The following is a 19,690-nucleotide window of genomic DNA, read 5'->3' as shown; positions in this document are numbered from 1 at the left end:
CCGCTGGATCAAGCCGTGCGCTTGGTGTGATGTCAACCCGCGCGGACCGAGATAAACACCTGTGCAAACGCATAAGGTGGCTCATCGGTCATGCTCAGCATCAGTTCAGGCTCATAGCCCGCAGGCACCAGCTCCGCCAGTCTTTGGGCCGCAGCACCGCTAAGCACCAGCACAGGCTGGCCTGATGGCAGGTTTTCCACCCCGATCTGGCTTTGCGCAACTCCGTGGGCAAAGCCCGTACCCAGCGCCTTGGCGCAGGCCTCCTTTGCGGCCCAGCGCTTGGCGTAGGTGCCTATTCTGGCAGCACCAACCCGACGCTCTGCTTGGCACGCTCATAAGGGGTAAACACACGGTCCAGAAAACGCTCACCAAAGCGGGCGATGGTCTGCTCAATCCGCCGCATGTCGCACAGGTCCACACCCGTTGCCAGCAGGGTCATGACTTGGCCCGATCCGCCTGCATAATGCCCGAGACGGCGCGCAGGCCCGCAATAACGGAGGAGAGGTGGCGCAGATCCCGCACCTCCACATCCAGCAGGATTTCCGTAAAGTCGAGCTGGCGATGCACAATCTTGAGGTTGACCATGGCCGCATCACATTTGGAGATCGTGTTGGTAATGGACGCCAGAACCGAGCCTTCATTCCCCGCCACAATGGTAATCCGGCCAACCCGCATCTGCCCGGCACCACCTGTGCGGGCCATGGCATCGTAGTCCCAGTCCACATCCAAAAAGCGCTCGGGCGTTGCGGCAAAGCTCTCCAGCGTCTGGCAATTGCGTGTATGCACGGTCACACCCTTGCCAGTTGCCACAACCCCCACAATGCGGTCCCCCGGCAGGGGGTGGCAGCAGGCTGCGTAATGCACGGCAACGCCTGCCCCAAGCCCGACCAGCGGCACAGCCCCGCCTGACGGGCGGCGTGTTGCAGGCGCACCACGGGGGCGTGGCCCCGCCGTACCCAGAACACCCGGCAGACCGGCCAACATACGGGGCACACGCTGCACACGCCGCAGTTCCGGATAGGCTGCATGCACCACGTCACGCGCATTCAGGTTGCTGGTGCCAACAGCCACATACAGGTCTGACAAGGAACTCTGCTTGAGCGCCTTGAGTGTGGTCTCCATGATTTTTTCGGAGCCATCCACACCTTCCTGACGGAAGGCCTTGGCCAAAGCCGCACGCCCGTTATCCAACGAAACCTGACGCTGCTGCTGCGCCACATAACGGCGAATACGCGCGCGCGCCTTACCCGTGACAACAAACCGCTCCCACGAGGGGGAGGGCGCGCCGCCACGGGCGGTCATGATTTCGACCTGATCGCCGTTTTCCAACTCATGCCTGAGCGGCATAAGGCGACCATTTACCTTGGCCCCTACGCAGGTATCCCCGATCTGGCTATGCACCGCATAGGCAAAATCCACCGGCGTGGCTCCACGCGGGAGCGAGATAAGCTGCCCCTTGGGCGAAAAACAGAAAACCTGATCCTGATAAAGCTCAAGCTTGGTATTCTCCAAAAACTCATCCGGCGCGGATGACGCTTCCAGAATTTCCAGCAGATCCTGTACCCAGCGCGGACGGCGCACGCCACCGTAGCCGCCCTCCTCCGGGCTGCTGCCCCCTTCCTTGTAAACCCAGTGTGCAGCCACACCGTTTTCAGCCACGTCATGCATGGCCTGCGTGCGGATCTGCACTTCTATCTTCTGATTACGCGGGGAGCGCAGTGTCACACCCGTATGCAGGCTCTGGTAACCGTTGGCTTTGGGGGTGGAAATATAGTCCTTGAAGCGCCCCGCAATCATGGGATAGGCGGCATGCACGGCCCCAAGCGCCATGTAGCAGTCCTCGCGCGTGTCCACGATCATCCTGAACGCCATGATGTCGGACAACTGCTCGAACGCCACATTCCGGCGCTGCATTTTTTCCCATATGGAATAAGGCGATTTTTCTCGCCCCGAGACCTGAGCATCCTTCAGCCCGGCCTCATGACACAGACGCAGAAGTTCGCGCCGCACGTCCTCGATCACATCCGCCCCCTGCCCGCGCAGGTAGTTCAGGCGTGTGCGGATGGTGGTATCAGCCTCGGGCTCAAGCTGAGCAAACGACAGGTTCTGGAGCTCGGTCTTGACCCGGTCCATACCAATACGCTCAGCCAGTGGCGCGTAAATATCGAGCGTCTCACGCGCAATGCGCTGCCTGCGGTCCTGCCGCTCCACAAAATGCAGCGTACGCATGTTGTGCAGGCGGTCCGCCAGCTTGACCAGAAGAACACGAATGTCCTTGGACATGGCCAGCACAAGCTTGCGAAAATTCTCAGCCTGCTTGGTACGGTCGGACTGGAGTTCCAGTCGTGTCAGCTTGGTGACCCCGTCCACCAGATCGGCCACAACGGGGCCAAAGCCAGACTTCAGCGTGTCATACGTCACGCCGGTATCTTCAATAGTATCGTGGAGCAGAGCGGTGCAGATGGACTGCACATCCAGCCTGAAGCGCGCCAGAATCATGGCGACAGCCAGAGGGTGGGTTATGTAGGGGTCGCCATTATCGCGCATCTGGGTCTGATGGGCCTTGTAGGCCACATCAAACGCCCGACGAATGGCTTGTACATCGGCCTGCGGTGCGTAGCTGAGCACTTTGGCAACCAGCCGCTCGCAGCCAATTTCCCCCACCCGGTCCATGGTGGACACGGGGGTGCAGATACCTCAACCGGGGCACCCCCCTCTCCTTGCGAGGAGGAGGTGTGAACGGGAATATCGCCGCCCGGTTGGTCCACGCGCGCTTTACCGCCGTGCGCGACCGGTCAGGGCCGCCTCGATGGCACGCACGTCGTCCGCTGCTTCTTCTTCGGCGGAGACTTCCTGCAGACCGAAAATATTCTGTTCGGTCGGCACCAGATCCTGCACTTCCTCTTCCACGGGCTCGGGCTCGGGCTCGCGGGCCTGCGAGCGGATCAGATCGCTCCGCAGCGCAGGAAGTTGCACGGTTTCATCCGCAATTTCACGCAATGCAACGACGGGGTTCTTGTCGTTGTCGCGGTCAATGGTCAGCTCCTCGCCACGGGAGATGTTGCGGGCGCGCTGCGCGGCGTACACCACCAGTTCAAAGCGGTTTGGAACCTTTTCAACGCAGTCTTCGACGGTGACGCGGGCCATTACGAAGAGCCTCCAGACAGTTCAGCACAGAAATACAATAAATAAAGACAGAAAGGTCTTATTACCGCATCCACCCACAACAGGAAAGGTTTATTCCCCGATCACCCTGATTTCCTGCCCCTGCACGGCCCTGAGCATCTGCCCCAAGGAGTGGTGTGTCAGCGGATGAACCCAGCCTGGCCATACATCGTGCAAAGGACGCAGCACAAAAGCACGCTCATGCGCACGAGGGTGCGGCAGACACAGGCGCGGCGTATCAAGGTGAACACCCTCCATGGCAATGATGTCCAGATCAAGCGTGCGCGCTGCATTGGGTACGGAACGCACACGCCCCTGATGCGTTTCTATGGCCTGAAGCTGATCCAGCAGGGCCAGAGGAGGCAGACTCGTCACACCGCGCACAACACCATTCACGTAGACCGGCTGCCCCGAAGGGGGGACTGGCGCGCTCTCATACCAGCGGGAGACGACCTCCAGCTCCAGCCCCGGCACACAACGCAGAGCCTGCACGGCCTGCTCGCAGCTTTTCAGGGCACTGCACTCCCCCAGAGGCAGATTTGCACCTATTGCTATCAGGACTGATCTGGTATGATTTTGCTCTTCCGCCATGTGTTGCCTCACGCCTGAGTGGACTATCTTGTTTTGGACACAATTGGGGCTTCTTTTATAAGAACGCTCCGCAAACAAACAGTCAGAGGGGCCTTATATTCCGAAGCGTATGAAAAAAATTTCATTCCCAGATAATCGAAACCTAAAAGAAACAACTTTGAATTTATTTAGAGGACTAAATCCATGAACCTGAAAAAAGACGAAAAAACCTGTCTTTTTATTGACGGGTCAAGCCTGTACTCAACCTCCCGCAGTCTGGGTTTTGATGTCGACTATAAAAAACTGCTCGAATTTTTTGCTGCCAAAACCCATGTGATCCGCGCCTATTACTATGCCGCCATTCTGGATACCGAGGATTACTCCCCCCTCAAACCCCTGACCGACTGGCTGTCATATAACGGTTATTTTCTGGTCACCAAACCCGCACGCGAATTTACGGATTCGACCGGAAAGCGCCGGGTCAAAGGCAATATGGACATAGAGATTGCCGTGGACATGATGGAAATGGCCCCCCACATCGACCACGCCATCCTGTTCAGTGGTGATTCAGATTTCCGCCGCGTGGTGGAAGCCGTGCAGCGGCAGGGTACGCGCGTATCCGTTGCGTCTTCCATGCGCTCCTCCCCACCGCTGATCGGGGATGACCTGCGCAGGCAGGCCGACCAGTTCCTTGAACTGGCATCCCTTGGCGCCAACTTTACCCGCCGCCAGACCGAGCCAAGCCGCCCACGCGCTAACCCGGCCCCCATCCGCCACCCGGCAGACCAGATGAGCGAACCCGAGGATGACCCGCTAAGCTGAGCAAAGTGTGACAAAACAGAATTTTGCTCTTTTCCCACGAACGTATCTGTTCCTCACGCGTTTGGCATAGCACAATCCCCTTGCAGCCATGGGTCCAGCCTTAGCTCAAACGTCAAGGTTTTCCGGAGTTAACTGATGCCAACATGTTCCGAAGCCAGAAGCAACCTGCTTTCTCTCCTGCGCGGTGTTGAACACTTCAACACCGAAGTATTCCCCGCAAAGGAAGCCCTGTTTGCCAGTCTGGCCAAAGGGCAGGCTCCCGGTGCGCTGTTCATTGCCTGCGCCGACAGCCGCATCAACCCCAACCTGATTACCCAGACCGAACCGGGTGATCTGTTCATTCTGCGTAACATTGGCAATCTGGTTCCCGCTTATGGGGAAATGCTGGGGGGTGTTTCCTCCGCCATTGAGTACGCGGTCATGGGGCTTGGGGTTTCGTCCATTATTGTCTGCGGCCATTCCGACTGTGGCGCCATGAAGGCCCTACTCGACCCGGAAAAGGCCGGACTGGACAAAATGCCCACAGTGCGTAGCTGGCTGCGCAATGCTGAAGCCGCACGCGCAGCAACGCTGAACGCATTCCGCTCCGATGATGCAGGGCCAGCTACCGTGCGCTGTCTGGCCGAGCAGAATGTGCTGCTCCAGTTGGCCCACCTGCGCACCCACCCCGCCGTTGCCGCTGGGCTGGCGCGTAATACACTGTTCCTGCAAGGGTGGTTTTACGATATTGGCACGGGTGAAGTCTCTGTGCTGGATGAGCAGACCCGGACCAGTGTTCCAATCAACAATGTTATTGAACAGATGCAAAAGCAGACCGAGCAGGAAACTGCATAAAGCACTCCGCTTCTGCTTAACGGCGCATCACCTTGGCCTTGCAGCCATGGTGGGCGCCGTTTTTTTTGTGGCCAGCAGCCCCCCATCCAATACCTCCCCACCTGCACAGACTTTTAAAATCAGCACATGGAATATGGATTGGCTGCTCAGCACCCCGGCACAGAATGCCCCCGATGTGCCACCGGACATTCCCCACAGATCAGCCGATGACCTAAGTGCCCTAGCCACCTATGCCCAGCGCCTGCGCTCGGACCTGATCGGTTTGCAGGAGGTGGGGGACAGCGCAACATTGGGCCACCTGTTTAACCCGCAGGACTACCAGATCCTCCTCTCTAACGATGCTATTGCCCAGCATACAGCCCTTGCCGTGCGCCGAGGCCTGACCATACAGCGCAACCCAGATGTCAGCACGCTCGCACCCGACCCAACCGCCGCACACCATCCGCTGCGCAGTGGGCTGGACATCAATGTGCGCATAGGGCGCATGACCCTGCGCGTTTTAGTCGTTCATCTTAAAACTGGCTGCTGGGATAACCCGGTATCGGAAACCCGGTACGCCTGCCCAATTTTGTTCCAGCAGTTCCACGCCTTGCGCGACTGGCTGGCAGAGAGAGCAAAAAATGGGGAACCTTTTGCCATTATAGGCGACTTTAACCGCCGCATGACACGAACGGACCCTTTATTCATCAGCCTCAATCAGGTTACGCCACTGCTCCTGACCACTGCCGGGCGGGCCAGCCCATGCCTGAATGGCAGTTACTTTATTGACCATATTCTGCTTGGAGGTGCCGCCCAGAAATGGGCAGACCCAAACTCTGCGGGTAATGACCATTCCACAAAATAGCACACAGGTTCTGAGCGACCACTGCCCCGTATCCATCACATTGCGTGTGCCACAGGACGCGCCACCATAAAAAAGGGCCGCTACGTAACCGTAGCAGCCCTTTTTACCATACTCTGCCCGATCAGGCGTGTGCGCCAGACCTGTGCGAGGCCCCGGAACGCCCACCACCAGAACGGCGCGGCGGGCCACCACGGCCACCACCACCATTGCGCGGCGGACCACCACGGCCCCGACCACCACCGCCACCCAGAACAGGCGGACGCTGGGTGGAAAACTCAGCTTCTTCCGAATGCCAGGGATGATCGCGCACAACCGGGATGGATTTTCCGATTGTTTTTTCAATATCTTTCAGCCACGCACGCTGTTCCGCATCGCAGAAGGACACGGCCCAGCCATCACGCCCGGCACGGGCGGTACGGCCAATGCGGTGCACATAGCTTTCTGGCACATTCGGCAGGTCGTAGTTGAACACGTGGCTGACTTCGTCCACGTCAATGCCGCGCGCGGCAATGTCAGTCGCGACCAGAACCTTGACCGACCCTGCACGGAAGCCCTTCATCGCCCGCTCGCGCGCACCCTGAGACTTGTTGCCGTGAATGGCCTCGGCTGTCACGCTGTTCTTATTAAGGAACTCGGCCACTTTATTGGCTTCATGCTTCATCAGCGTAAACACAACGGCACGGGCCACCTTGTCGGATTCCACCATGGTCAAAAGGGCGTCGCGCTTGTCGCTGGTGCCGTTCACGAACATGATGGCCTGCTGAATACGGTCAACCGTGCTGGAGGGCGGAGCCACTTCCACCCGCGCAGGGTTGCTCAGCAGGGATGCGGCAAGGTCTTCAATGCTCTTGGGCATTGTCGCCGAGAACAGCAGGGTCTGCCGCTGCGCGGGAACATAGCTCATAATCCGGCGGATATCGCGCACGAACCCCATATCCAGCATGCGATCGGCTTCATCGAGCACCAGCACTTCCAGCCCGGACAGGTCAATATAGCCCTGACCAATCAGGTCCAGCAGTCGGCCCGGCGCTGCCACAAGCACATCCACGCCACGACGCATGGCATCCACCTGCCTGCCCTGCCCGACACCGCCGAACACAACAGCCTGCGAAAATTTCATGTATTTTGCGTAGGCTTTAAAGCTGTCGCTAATCTGGGCAACCAGCTCACGCGTGGGAGCAAGCACCAGAACGCGCGGCTGCTTGGGAGCCGTAGACTTGGGGTTGTTATGCAGGTGCTGCAAAATCGGCAGAGCAAAAGACGCGGTCTTGCCTGTTCCGGTCTGTGCCAGACCCAGCAGGTCCCGCCCTTCCAGCAGATGCGGAATAGACCCCGCCTGAATGGGAGTAGGTATTTCGTACCCTTGGTCGGCCAGTGCCTGCAACAGAGGTGCAGCGAGTTTCAGATCCGAAAAGTAGTCATTTAGGGGCAACCTCTCCATGCACCTGAAAATGAGTCACATCCACCTTATTTTCAGTCACGCACTACCAAACCTATATTGAGGACAGAGCAAAACCGTCTCTAAGCCAGACCAGACGGGCAGGTCAGCATGAATTTTATTACATTACAGACAGAATAAGATGTTTTCGGAATCATGCATTCCGCGCATACTGTCTTGGAAGAATTATATAAAAGCTGTCTGATAACCCTGCAAGGGTTCCGTACCATATTGGTCCGAAAATAAGCGGCTCGCAGAACTCATCCTGCATCTGCAAATCACAATCATCAGACAGGTGATATATACAGGTTTTTTATCATATAACTAGTATTTTTAATATATTTTTTGCACAAGGCCTGTATGCAGCACGCTCTGTCCATGCCAAACTGCGGCTTTGAAATCTAACTTATTTTTTAGGCTGCCGTTAATAATTGCCCATAAATCCGGTTGTTTGCACAACCCGCATTTATGGATCTGCCTAGCGCCTACGCAACAAAAACAGGGCTTGCTCGCCAAACAGATTGGCCAGACGAATGGAGCGCCGCCACGGTGCACGCTCGCCCTCCTCATCCACCGCCATCCATTTTTCCACGATATATCCATCCTGACGACACAGTTCGAGAAAATCCCGAATCGTACAGGGGTGAATATTGGGGGTCTCATACCACGGTGTGTGCCATACGGCTGTCATGGGCATGCGCCCCCCCAGCAGCAGGCGCAACCGAAGCTGCCAGTGCCCGAAATTGGGAAACGAGACAATGGCATACCGCCCGATGCGCAACATCTGCCGCAACACTTCCCGCGGGCGCTCAACAGCCTGCAAGGTGCGCTGGAGCACCACATAATCAAACGAATGGTCGGGGTAGTAGGCCAGATCGTGGTCCGCATCCCCATGCACCACGGGCAGGCCGTGGGCTACGGAGCGGGTCACCAGTTCCATGTTCAGTTCAATACCACGGGCATCGCACCCACGCTCACGGTATAAATGCCCGATCAGCGTGCCATCACCACTGCCGATATCCAGCACGCGGGTCCGGGGTTCGATCATGTCTGCAATCAGGTGCTGGTCAAGGCGCATCAGGATAATCCCGCATGTTCGGCAACACCGCACAAAAAGCCCCGTACGGTCCGGTCAAAATCCGGCTCGTCCAGCAAAAAGGCATCATGGCCCTTGTCTGTTTCAATCTCAACAAACGAGACATTAGCTGCTGCCCGGTTAAGTGCCCGCGCAAGTGTGCGTGCAGCAGACGTGGGAAAAAGCCAGTCAGAGGAAAAAGAAACAACGCAGAACCTGACCGCAGTACCGGCAAATGGGGGTGCCAGGTCCCCATCATGGTCGGCAGCAATATCAAACCAGTCCATGGCCCGTGTAATGCTCAGGTAGGAATTGGCATCAAACCGCCGGACAAAGCTGGACCCCTGATAGCGCAGGTAGGATTCCACCTCAAAAATATCTCCAAAGGTGGAAACAGGGCCTTCCGGCCCCTGCCCGCCCGCAGGCCCACGGCGCATCCGCCGCCCGAACTTGCGGGTCAGCGCTTCCTCCGACAAGTAGGTAATGTGCGCCATCATACGGGCTACAGCCAGCCCGCGTGCGGGTATAACCCCTTCCTCCCAGTACCGCCCGCCACGCCAGTCCGGATCGGCAATAATGGCCTGACGTCCGACCTCATTAAACGCGATATTCTGGGCAGAATGGTAGGGGGCTGTGGCAATGGGCATAACAGCCAGCATCATCTGCGGGTAGGTCACAGCCCACTCCAGCACCTGCATGCCGCCCATGGAGCCGCCAACCACGGCAAAAAGCCGCTCTATGCCAAGACTACGCACCAGTTTGTGCTGCGCGCGCACCATATCGCGGATGGTAATGGGCGGGAACGCTGTGCCCCATAGTTCCTGTGGAGCCCCCTGCCCATCGGTCCGTGGTGAACGCGGACCGGTGCTCCCCATGCACCCACCCAGCACATTGGAGCAGATCACAAAAAAACGGTTCGTATCAATCGGCTTACCCGGCCCGACCATACGCCCCCACCAGCCCGGTTTGCCTGTAAGGGGGTGCGTTTCCGCCACATACTGGTCGCCCGTAAAGGCATGGCAGATGAGAATGGCATTGTCCTTTTGGGGCGAGAGCTGCCCATAGGTACAATACGCAATATCAACCGGTGCCAAGGTTACCCCGCAGTCCAGCTCCACCCCTTCGGGGAAGCTGGCATGCGGATGTTCACCAACACCAAGGGGCGCTGTGCTGTTCATAAACCCGCTGCATTCTCCAACCCGGACAAGCCGGGCAAAAAACCGTTGAGGTCCCACTTAACACAGGAACTGCCAGACCGGGGCGCTCCGGGCCATGGTCAGGACCAAGCCGGTGTTGAAGACTAGTGTTCCATTTTGAGCGCGGCAAGGAAGGCGCTTTGTGGAATTTCCACCTTACCAAACTGGCGCATGCGCTTTTTACCTTCTTTCTGCTTTTCCAGCAGCTTGCGCTTACGCGAGATATCGCCCCCATAACATTTGGCCGTCACGTCCTTGGACAGGGCACCTATGGTCTCACGCGCAATAACGCGGCTGCCAATGGCCGCCTGAATGGCGATCTTGAACAACTGGCGCGGGATCAGATCCTTGAGCCGGGCACAAATGGAGCGCCCTCGTGTTTCAGCCGCCGAGCGATGGGCAATAAAGCACAGCGCGTCAACCGGCTCCTGATTGACCAGAATGGAAATGCGCACAAGGTCGCTCTCCTCGTACCCATCCATCTGATAATCAAAGCTGGCGTACCCACGTGTGAGCGACTTGAGCCGGTCATAGAAGTCGAACACCACCTCATTGAGTGGCAGACGGTAAACGGCCATGGCTCTGCTGCCGACATAGGTCAGATCGACCTGAATACCACGCCGCTCCGTGCACAGGGTCAGAACCGCGCCCAGATATTCATCAGGCACCATGATATTGGCCTTAATCCATGGTTCCTCGATTTTTTCAATCAGGGAGCCATCAGGCATGTCGGCTGGATTATGGAGTTCTTCCATCTCTCCATTGGTGCGGTAGATTTTGTATACAACGGAAGGCGCTGTTGCGATCAGGTCCAGATCGAACTCGCGGGAGAGGCGCTCCTGAATGATTTCAAGGTGCAGCAGCCCAAGGAAGCCACAACGGAAACCAAAGCCAAGTGCTGCCGATGTTTCCGCCTCATAATGGAAAGACGCATCATTCAGGCGCAGCTTGGCAAGGCTGTCGCGCAGTTTTTCAAAATCATCGGAGACAATGGGGTAAAGTCCGCACCACACAACCGGAATGGACGGCTTAAAGCCAGGCAGGGGTGTCGCCGCTGGGCGACGGTCATCCGTTATGGTGTCCCCCACATTACAGTCCGCAACGGTTTTGATAGCGGCGTTAATGAACCCCATCTCGCCCGGTCCAAGACTTTCCACCGGCGTCATGCGCGGAGCAAACACACCGACCTGATCCACCTGATGCACCGCACCAGAGGACATCATACGGACCTTCATCCCCCGCTTCAGGCGGCCTTCCTTGATCCGCACAAGCACGATCACGCCTAGGTACGGGTCATACCAGCTATCCACCAGCATGGCCTGCAGGGGTTTTTCCGCATCCCCAACCGGTGGGGGCAGACGGGTCACTACGGCTTCAAGCACCCCTTCAATATTCAGCCCTGTCTTGGCCGAAATCTCGACCGCATCATCTGCGGGAATGCCAATGACTTCCTCGATCTGTGCCTTAACGCGCTCCGGCTCTGCTGCGGGCAGGTCCACCTTGTTGAGCACGGGCACAATTTCGTGGTTGGCATCTATGGCCTGATACACGTTGGCAAGTGTCTGGGCTTCCACCCCCTGCGAGGCATCCACCACCAGAAGCGAGCCTTCGCACGCGGCAAGGGAGCGGCTGACCTCGTACGCGAAGTCAACATGTCCGGGCGTGTCCATCAGGTTCAGGACATAGGTCTTGCCATCCTTGGCAGGATAGGTCAGCCGAACAGTCTGCGCTTTGATGGTAATGCCACGCTCGCGCTCCAGGTCCATGTTATCCAGAACCTGATTGGTCATCTCACGCGCAGTCAGGGCGCCACACGCCTGAATCAGGCGGTCTGCCAGAGTGGACTTTCCATGATCGATATGTGCGATGATGGAAAAATTGCGGATGAGCGAAAGGGGTACATCGGTCATGCTGCCCCTTTACGGTAAATCTACAGAAAAGTCAGCCTGTTCCTCTGCTTCGGACACCACTTTCGCGCAATTTTTTCATGCACGGAAGCATTGCCTCACCAGAACCCCCTTGGCAGAGGGCAAAACAGACCCGCTTACGCTGCTGATGCATGCTGATCTGCCCATCTTTAATAATCTCAGCCAGCGGAGTGGGCCGCCCCAGAAAAAAGCCCTGTGCCTCATCACATCCGGCGGCGTTGAGCATGTTCAGCTGCTCCGGTGTCTCTATCCCCTCGGCCATGACCGGAATATCAAACGCCTTGCCCAGCGCCAGCACGGCGCGCACGACTGCCTGAGTGTGCTGGCTGCTCTGCGATGCCCCGAAAAAGGAGCGGTCGATTTTTATAAGATCAAATGGAAAACGACGTAGCGTATCGAGCGACGAATAGCCGGTACCAAAATCATCCAGCGCCAGACTGACCCCCATATCCCGGATCTGGTGCAGCACCTGCAGGGTCCGGGTCTGGTCGGCAATAACGGTCGACTCTGTCAGCTCCAGCTCAAGCCGTCTGGGGGGGAGCCCCGTTTCCTCAAGAACATTGGCCACAATCCGGGCAATGTCGGTATGGACAAACTGCATGCCCGACAGGTTGACCGCCACCTTGTAAGGCTGCTGCCACTGCACGGCCTGCATGCACACGCTGCGCAGCACCCACTCACCAATCTGGAGAATAAGGTCACTCTCCTCCGCCAGAGGAATAAACTCATCGGGCATGATGGTGCCCCGCGTGGGGTGCTGCCACCGTACGAGTGCCTCATACCCCCGGATTTCTCCCGTAGCGATGACCCGTTGCACCTGATAGCAGACACTCAGTTGCCCGGCCTTGAGCGCACCTCTTAAATCCGCGGCAAGCTTACGCCGGGTGCGCACCTTTTCATCCATTGCTGGCTCATAAAAACAGGGCCTGCGGGCCGGATCGGCCTTGGCGCGGTACATGGCCAGATCTGCATTGTTAATCAGGGTCTCCTTGTCCACCGCATGGTCGGGCCAGATGGCCACACCCAGACTGGCGCCGGGCAGCACCTCGGAGTCTTCAAAACGGATCGGCTTGAATAAAACCTCCTCCAGCCTGTGCAGGAAGGTCCGTATCTGCTCCCCCGATCCGGCACGGCACAGGGCCAGAAATTCATCCCCCCCTGTCCGGGCAATAAATTCACCACTGTTGTCCTGCAGCAGTCCACGCAGCCTGCGCCCCAGAATGCGCAGGACCTCGTCCCCCGCCCGGTGCCCGCGCAGATCATTGATTTCCTTGAACCTGTTCAGGTCAATCCCGATCAGTGCCAGCCGAGCGTTGTTCTCCCGCGCCCAGTCCAGCTCAAGGTCAAGGCGCTGATGGAAGTTCAGCCGGTTGGGCAGGCCGGTCAGTGTGTCATTCAGGGCCATACGCCGCAGTTTTTCAACCGACTCCGCGCGTGAACTGTCATCGATCATGCCACTGACCAGTCCGCCACCCAGAATAAGGAAGGACATGATGACAATAGCAACCGCCAGCACAAGCGAGTCATGTGTGCTAGCAACTACCCCAACCTGCTGCATGCCCTGCACATGGTAGGCAGCCATACCAATAAAATGCACGCACAGCACCGCCACTGCGAGCACCCCCGCCATATAGGCAACTGCGTGGCGCCCGGTACGCACGCCAGCACGCACCGCCATGACGCTGAGCACAACTGCGGCCAGCACTGACAGCGCCAGACAGGGCATGTTCCATGTCGTCTGCCCCTGCACCCGGTAAGCCAGCATACCTGTATAGTGCATGGCAACAATGGCCAGACCGACGATAACGCCGCCGGTTTCTGGCAGAAAACGTGCAAAACGGCAGGTTGCAAGCATAAACCCGATGGTACTGCCGAACACCGCAATCAACAGGGACACGCTTGTCAGTAGCGGGTCAAACCGCGCAGGGGTACCCGCAGCATATCCCAGCATGGCCACAAAATGCGTGCACCAGATTGCAACGCCGCTTGAAAGAGCGGTCAGAAAGAGCCACGCATACCATTGGTTGTTTTTAGCGCGAAGAGCATGCCGGAACAGGGATGCCGTCACCCCCGCCCCGCAAAAGCACAGCAAGGCAGCGACAAAGACCAGCCAAAGATTATGCTGGCCAAGAATGCACCTTACAACCATCATTCAATACGCACCCCATTACTCAACCGCTTGAAAAACAACCCATTTTGAAAAATCTACTTCAAAATTCCCCAACCCGGCCCAGCATGTGCCGCCTTCAGCGCCGGAGTCTGCTACATTATTCAGAACATTTAATGAGAAAATCTAGTCCTCTGTTTACCTTTTAATAACGATTTTTCTAAACAGTCATCATGACAATCCGGTGTAACCAGGCTCCGTCACCCTGCGCAGGCACCACATGCATGTCCGCCCCCCGAAAAGAGCAGATGGTCTGCCCCGCCTCACCAGCTTCAATCAGCAGGCCCATCACAGGTGTGCGCGCTGGGGCATGCAGCAGAACCCTGTCACCCTCGCGCGGGGGAAGTGCGGGCGCCACCACAATAGACCCGCCGTCCCGCACCACCGGCTCCATGGCATCGGTATCCACCCTGACCACATAGGTGCCCGGCTCACTCCACCACTGGCCGGGCGAGCTTTCCCACTCCCACACAGGGCCACACGGCAAGCCGTACTGGTCAAACACCCCCTCCTGCCCCAGCATGGAATAGGACAGAGCGCGAAGCTTACCTGCCTGCTCTGCCAGAGGAGCATGGCCGACCTCCTCCCCCGCAACATGCCGGGCAAAAACAGCCAGCGGCACCTGCAAAACATCAAGAATGCCCAAAAGGGTTGGCAAGGATGGCCAGCGCATACCGCCGCCGGGCACAACCCGGCGGGACGGGTTGAGCGCCGTTGCATCCAGCCCGGCTGCACGTGCAAGGGCGGATGGCGTAAACCCACGCTCACGCCCCAATGTGTCCAGCACCTGCCAGACCCGTTGCGGCTGCGCGATCATGATCTGGAGGGAGTGGACTGTGCGGGTGTACGTTTGAGCTTCAAGACCTCAAGCGCGTGGCGGGCCTGACCGGCATCCGTCGCGACAAAGCGCCCCTGAGGGTTACGCCCCACCAGCCCCATGCGCTCCAGCCGTTCAAGGCAGGGGTCATCCTTCAGCCCGGCCGGGCGACCACCCGGCCCAGCAAGGTAGAGCCTGTGCAAGGCGGAGCGGCAGCATGTCTGGAGGTAAGGTTCGTTCCACATTCCATGCACGATCACCGATCCCGCATGGAACTGCAAGACTTACCCACCCCACCCCACCGCACCCGTTGTCAGCGCGTGCTCGGAGGAAGGGCGTAAGCGACGATATAATCCCCCTCCCGCGTACCAAAGGAACCATGCCCGCCATCAACCGTCACCACATACTGGCGTGCATTGGCCTCGTATGTCATCGGGGTGGACTGCCCCCCTGCTGGCAGGCGATCCTCCCACAGGACCTTGCCGGTCGTTACATCATACGCGCGGATATAATAATCTGACGTGGAGGTCAGAAACGCCACCCCACCTGCGGTAATGATAGGACCACCAAGGGACGGCACCCCGACCTTGAAGCCAAAGGGCAGAGGGGAACTATCCCGCGTTGTGCCGTTGCGGTGCTGCCAGGCAATGGTGTTGGTCTTCAGGTCCACCCCGGCCACAAAACCCCACCCCGGCTGTTTGCATGGAATCCCGAAGGGGGAAAGGAACGGATGCAGGTCCACCCCAAAAGGCGTGCCATACTGGGGTTGCAGGCCGTTCTCCCCACCAGAGGCCGCTGCGTCATGCATCGTGGGGGGCACCACCTGATTCTCCGTTGGCCGTGGCACAAGGCGGGACACAAAGGGAATGCCTATGGGATTGGCAAACGCGACCTGCCGCACTGGGTCCACGGCCAGCCCACCCCACTCGAACATGCCCAGATTGCCGGGGAAAACCAGCGTGCCCTGCACTGATGGCGGGGTAAACGGCCCTTCGTAACGCAATTGCTTGAACATGACCCGGCAGACCAGCTGGTCCAGCATGGTCGCCCCCCACATATCCTTATCCGTCAGTTTGTTTTTGGGGCGGAAGGTCAGTTGCGAGAACGGCTGGGTGGCCGAGACATGGTCCCCCATAGCTGCACCCTGCGGCACCGCCTGCTCGGGGGCAGGTACCAGCAGTTGTCCATTCCTGCGGTCGAGCACAAAAATATTGCCGGTCTTGGCGGGCGCATACAACGCAGGCACCACCGTGCCATCGGGCTGCGTAAAGTCGATCAGGCTGGGCTGGGCAGGCACGTCCATATCCCACAAATCGTGGTGGACGGTCTGGTAAAACCAGACCTTGTGGCCTGTATTGGCATCCAGCGCCAGAATGCCCGATGCGTAGCGCTCCTGCACATCCGTGCGCTTGCCTCCCCATATGTCAGGCGTAGCAACCCCTGTGGGAATATAGATCAGGCCCAACTTCGCATCATAGGCGGAGACAATCCATGAATTGGGAGAATTGGGGGTGTACTGGTGTGTGCTGGAAGGTAACATATTGGGGTCCGGGTTGCCCGGATCAAACGCCCACACCAGTTGCCCACTGTACAGGTCGTATGCCCGCATGACCCCTGATGGCTCATGCGTGGAATAGTTATCTGTCACAGCGCCAGAAATAATGACCAGCCTGTCCGTCACAACGGGAGGGGAGGTCGGCTCATAAAAGCCAAGAACACGCATGGGCATGCCCTCGGTCAGGTCCACGGTGCCCTTATTGCCAAATGCTGGACACAACTGACCTGTCCGGGCGTCCAGCGCCATCAGTCGTCCGTCGTTGGTGGGTAAAAAAATACGTTCCGCACAGGGCTGCGGCACAGCCGGGCCAGCCTGCCCACCAGCTTCTGCTGAGGAAGACAGCGCAGGCGTGGCTGCGTAGGATACACCACGGCAGGTCAGATGCTGAAAAGACGGATTTACCAGCAACTGGGGGTCAAACCGCCACACCTGCCTGCCTGTTGCCGCATCTAGCGCAAACACGATCTGATGGGGCGAGCATAGGTACAGCGTATTGCCAACTTTGATCGGCGTTGCCTCATCCGTAATTTCCACCGGATCATCCGGCCCACGCATGTCATGGGTTCTGAACGTCCATGCGACCTTAAGGTGGTTCACATTCCCCGCAGTAATCTGGTTTAGGGGGGAGTAACGGTCCCCCGCCTGTGTGCGGCCATATGCGGGCCAGTCCTGCGCAGGCACGGCGGCTGCATCTCCGGGGAGTTGCATGCTGCTATAGGCTGTTTGTGCACGCGGGAGCACCCCGGCCGTATCCTGCGGGTCTTGCGTAAGGGCATAACCGTACACGCCAAGCCCGGCCAGAATGACCGCCAGTAGGGGAATGCGGTTCCACGGGGAGGCCGGGTGCAGCCCCCGGGCCACAAAAGGCAGCAGCAGCCATACCCCCAGAGGCAGCACCACATCCCCCCGAGGGGCCAGCGCCCAGAAGTCAAACCCTGCCTCGGCCACGGACCAGAAGAGCGTACCCGCGGCCACAACCGCGTAAAGCCACAATGCCTCGCGCCGCTGCCGCCAGAGCAGAAGGCCGGTCCCCACGATTCCCAGACCGCAGAGCACATAAAAACCGGAACCACCCAGTATGGCCAGCCAGCCACCGCCCCCTACCAGACCAGCACCCAGTATGATGCAGATCAATGCTGTGATTTTTGACAGAATATGGGAACGGCCGCCTTGCATGACCGGCATTCTCCTTACGTTACAAAAAGCATTTCCTTGGAACGGAAATGCTCATTCAGGGTTCATCAATATTATTTTCGTACAAATGTATCACATTATACTTAAAAACCGAATAAGTTTTGCAGCGCTCACGTTTTGCACAAAAAAAACGCGGCCCCACAAGGGGCCGCGCCTTTATAATCCGCCGTAACAGCCCCGAAGGGCTGCATCATCAGACGGAGTAGTACATTTCGAACTCAACCGGGTGAGGTGTGTGTTCGAAGCGATACACATCATTCCACTTCAGGGTGATGTAGCTGTCGATCTGGTCCTTGGTAAACACACCGCCGGCAAGCAGGAACTCATGGTCAGCAGCCAGAGATTCCAGCGCTTCACGCAGGGAGCCAGCAACCGTGGGGATCTGCTTCAGTTCTTCGGGCGGCAGGTCATACAGATCCTTGTCCATGGCATCGCCCGGATGGATCTTGTTCTTGATGCCGTCCAGACCAGCCATCAGCATTGCAGCGAATGCCAGATAGGGATTTGCCGTCGGATCGGGGAAGCGAACTTCAACGCGCTTGGCTTTGGGGCTGGTCGCATACGGAATACGGCAAGACGCAGAGCGGTTGCGGGCAGAGTAAGCCAGCAGCACCGGAGCTTCAAAGCCCGGAATCAGACGCTTGTAGGAGTTGGTGGACGGGTTGGTAAAGGCGTTCAGGGCCTTGGCATGCTTGATGATACCGCCGATGTAATACAGAGCCGTATCGGACAGGTCAGCATAACCATTGCCAGCAAAGGTGGACTTGCCGTCTTTCCAGATGGACTGGTGGACATGCATACCCGAGCCGTTATCGCCAAAGATCGGCTTCGGCATGAACGTGGCGGTCTTGCCATAGGAGTGCGCCACGTTGTGCACACAGTACTTGTAAATCTGCATGAAGTCAGCGGAGCGGACCAGCGTTTCAAACTTGGTGCCAAGTTCGTGCTGGGACTGCGCAACCTCATGATGGTGCTTTTCAATAGCCAGGCCCATTTCGCCCATTGTTGCCAGCATTTCAGCGCGCAGGTCGCTTTCGCTGTCAACTGGAGCAACAGGGAAGTAGCCACCCTTCACACCCGGACGATGGCCCATGTTGCCTTCGGGGTAGTCCTTGAGGGACGCATCGGGGCCTTCAATGCTGTCAAGCTGGTAGGTGCCGTAATTCGGGCCCGTGCCAAACTGGACGTTATCGAAAATGAAGAACTCGGCTTCGGGGCCAAAAAAGACCGTGTCACCCAGACCGGAGGACTTGAGATACTGCTCGGCCAGCTTGGCGGTGGAGCGCGGGTCGCGGTTATAGGGCTGCCCGGTGGACGGCTCGATAATATCGCAGAACAGGATCAGCTGCGGACGGGCAGAGAACGGGTCCATAACAGCGGACGTGGCGTCGGGCAGCAGAACCATGTCGCTTTCGTTAATGGCTTTCCACCCTGCGATGGAAGACCCGTCGAACATAAAGCCGTCGGTAAAGCTGTCTTCCTCAATGGTGCTGACGTGCTGGCACGTGTGCTGCCATTTGCCGTGCGTATCCGTAAAACGCAGGTCAACCAGTTCGACCGAATGTTCCTGAATCAGGTCAAAAACCTTGGCAATTGCAGCAGCCTTGCTGTCGCCCGCCGAAGCTGTTTTCTTCACCATGCTCTCTTCACCTAAAAGCCTGTTGTGTTCCGCACACTGCGGAAACATGCCGTGGAATTATGGAACGCGCCTGCCAGAACCTGCCGCCACGCGGCAGGTCGTCAGATCGCGTCTTCCCCTCGTTCACCCGTGCGGATTCGCACTACATCATCCACTGGGATCACGAAAATTTTGCCATCACCGATCCGTCCGGTGCGCGCTGCCGTGGAAATGGCTTCCACAGCGCGTTCCACCATGGAAGCGGGACAGACAACCTCGATTTTCATCTTTGGGAGAAAGTCAACAATGTATTCAGCGCCGCGATAAAGCTCCGTATGACCTTTCTGGCGGCCGAAACCCTTGGCTTCGATCACGGTAATACCCTGCAACCCGAGCTCATGAAGGGCTTCCTTCACCTCATCGAGCTTGAAGGGCTTTATAATAGCCTCGATCTTTTTCATCAC

16 protein-coding genes and 1 pseudogene are annotated in these 19,690 nt (G+C 58.0%); 3 read left to right on the top strand and 14 right to left on the bottom strand.

All coding sequences use genetic code 11. The features are described 5' to 3' along the window. Nucleotides 1-32: 32 nt before the first annotated feature. The 4 genes and pseudogenes from acpS to folK form a co-directional block, all read right to left on the bottom strand. Nucleotides 33-439 (bottom strand): annotated as a pseudogene (gene acpS / locus JCM25146_RS17295) (holo-ACP synthase). Further along, nucleotides 436-2,673 (bottom strand): RelA/SpoT family protein, encoded by a 2,238-nt coding sequence (locus JCM25146_RS04845; protein WP_025826284.1) that lies wholly within the window; start codon nt 2,671-2,673, stop codon nt 436-438. Before JCM25146_RS04845 ends, acpS begins: the two are co-directional and overlap by 4 nt. A gap of 102 nt (nt 2,674-2,775) precedes the next feature. Next, nucleotides 2,776-3,147, bottom strand: coding sequence for a DNA-directed RNA polymerase subunit omega (rpoZ, locus tag JCM25146_RS04840; protein WP_025826282.1), 372 nt, complete (start codon nt 3,145-3,147; stop codon nt 2,776-2,778). 90 nt (nt 3,148-3,237) lie between these two features. Next, entirely contained in the window at nt 3,238-3,756 is a 519-nt protein-coding gene (gene folK / locus JCM25146_RS04835; protein WP_025826280.1) for a 2-amino-4-hydroxy-6-hydroxymethyldihydropteridine diphosphokinase, read from the bottom strand. Between the two features lie 183 nt (nt 3,757-3,939). Between folK and JCM25146_RS04830 the strand changes: the two genes are divergently transcribed. The 3 genes from JCM25146_RS04830 to JCM25146_RS17290 all read left to right on the top strand — a co-directional run bounded on the left by JCM25146_RS04830 (nt 3,940) and on the right by JCM25146_RS17290 (nt 6,235). Further along, complete coding sequence (locus JCM25146_RS04830) at nt 3,940-4,557, top strand: LabA-like NYN domain-containing protein (protein WP_025826278.1); 618 nt, start codon at nt 3,940-3,942, stop codon at nt 4,555-4,557. Between the two features lie 135 nt (nt 4,558-4,692). After that, on the top strand, nt 4,693-5,391 hold the full coding sequence (locus JCM25146_RS04825) for a carbonic anhydrase (protein ID WP_025826276.1): 699 nt from the start codon (nt 4,693-4,695) through the stop codon (nt 5,389-5,391). A 46-nt stretch (nt 5,392-5,437) separates the two neighbouring features. Continuing rightward, nucleotides 5,438-6,235, top strand: coding sequence for an endonuclease/exonuclease/phosphatase family protein (locus JCM25146_RS17290; RefSeq protein WP_051544019.1), 798 nt, complete (start codon nt 5,438-5,440; stop codon nt 6,233-6,235). A gap of 121 nt (nt 6,236-6,356) precedes the next feature. Here the strand turns inward: JCM25146_RS17290 and JCM25146_RS04815 are convergent, their stop codons facing one another. From JCM25146_RS04815 to JCM25146_RS04770, 10 genes are all read right to left on the bottom strand, one after another. Continuing rightward, nucleotides 6,357-7,667, bottom strand: a complete 1,311-nt coding sequence (locus JCM25146_RS04815) for a DEAD/DEAH box helicase (RefSeq protein WP_242400934.1) — start codon at nt 7,665-7,667, stop codon at nt 6,357-6,359. Nucleotides 7,668-8,151: 484 nt separating this feature from the next. Then, entirely contained in the window at nt 8,152-8,751 is a 600-nt protein-coding gene (metW, locus tag JCM25146_RS17285) for a methionine biosynthesis protein MetW (RefSeq protein WP_035371992.1), read from the bottom strand. After that, nucleotides 8,751-9,926: a homoserine O-acetyltransferase MetX gene (gene metX / locus JCM25146_RS04805; RefSeq protein WP_025826272.1), complete on the bottom strand. Its 1,176-nt coding sequence runs from the start codon at nt 9,924-9,926 to the stop codon at nt 8,751-8,753. The genes metW and metX overlap by 1 nt, the downstream gene beginning before the upstream one ends. 122 nt (nt 9,927-10,048) lie before the next feature. Next, a complete protein-coding gene (gene lepA, locus JCM25146_RS04800) occupies nt 10,049-11,854 on the bottom strand; it encodes a translation elongation factor 4 (protein WP_025826271.1) in 1,806 nt (601 codons plus the stop codon). Nucleotides 11,855-11,885: 31 nt separating this feature from the next. Continuing rightward, nucleotides 11,886-14,024, bottom strand: coding sequence for a putative bifunctional diguanylate cyclase/phosphodiesterase (locus tag JCM25146_RS04795; RefSeq protein WP_025826269.1), 2,139 nt, complete (start codon nt 14,022-14,024; stop codon nt 11,886-11,888). A 175-nt stretch (nt 14,025-14,199) separates the two neighbouring features. Further along, nucleotides 14,200-14,856: a helix-turn-helix transcriptional regulator gene (locus JCM25146_RS04790; protein WP_025826267.1), complete on the bottom strand. Its 657-nt coding sequence runs from the start codon at nt 14,854-14,856 to the stop codon at nt 14,200-14,202. Further along, the gene (locus JCM25146_RS04785; protein ID WP_025826265.1) at nt 14,853-15,101 is read right to left on the bottom strand and encodes a hypothetical protein; all 249 of its coding nucleotides are present in this window, start codon (nt 15,099-15,101) and stop codon (nt 14,853-14,855) included. The genes JCM25146_RS04790 and JCM25146_RS04785 overlap by 4 nt, the downstream gene beginning before the upstream one ends. Nucleotides 15,102-15,169: 68 nt before the next feature. Beyond that, nucleotides 15,170-17,599 carry a glucose/quinate/shikimate family membrane-bound PQQ-dependent dehydrogenase gene (locus JCM25146_RS04780; protein ID WP_025826263.1) on the bottom strand — a complete coding sequence of 810 codons (2,430 nt, stop codon included), beginning with the start codon at nt 17,597-17,599 and terminating at the stop codon, nt 15,170-15,172. Nucleotides 17,600-17,801: 202 nt separating this feature from the next. After that, nucleotides 17,802-19,247 carry a type I glutamate--ammonia ligase gene (gene glnA, locus JCM25146_RS04775; protein WP_025826262.1) on the bottom strand — a complete coding sequence of 482 codons (1,446 nt, stop codon included), beginning with the start codon at nt 19,245-19,247 and terminating at the stop codon, nt 17,802-17,804. 101 nt (nt 19,248-19,348) lie between these two features. Next, nucleotides 19,349-19,687, bottom strand: a complete 339-nt coding sequence (locus JCM25146_RS04770; RefSeq protein WP_025826259.1) for a P-II family nitrogen regulator — start codon at nt 19,685-19,687, stop codon at nt 19,349-19,351. Between the last annotated feature and the right edge of the window lie 3 nt (nt 19,688-19,690).

This window comes from Acetobacter okinawensis JCM 25146 (assembly GCF_000613865.1).
Classification (GTDB): Bacteria; Pseudomonadota; Alphaproteobacteria; order Acetobacterales; family Acetobacteraceae; genus Acetobacter; species Acetobacter okinawensis.
This window is presented reverse-complemented; position numbering and strand designations above follow the sequence as displayed.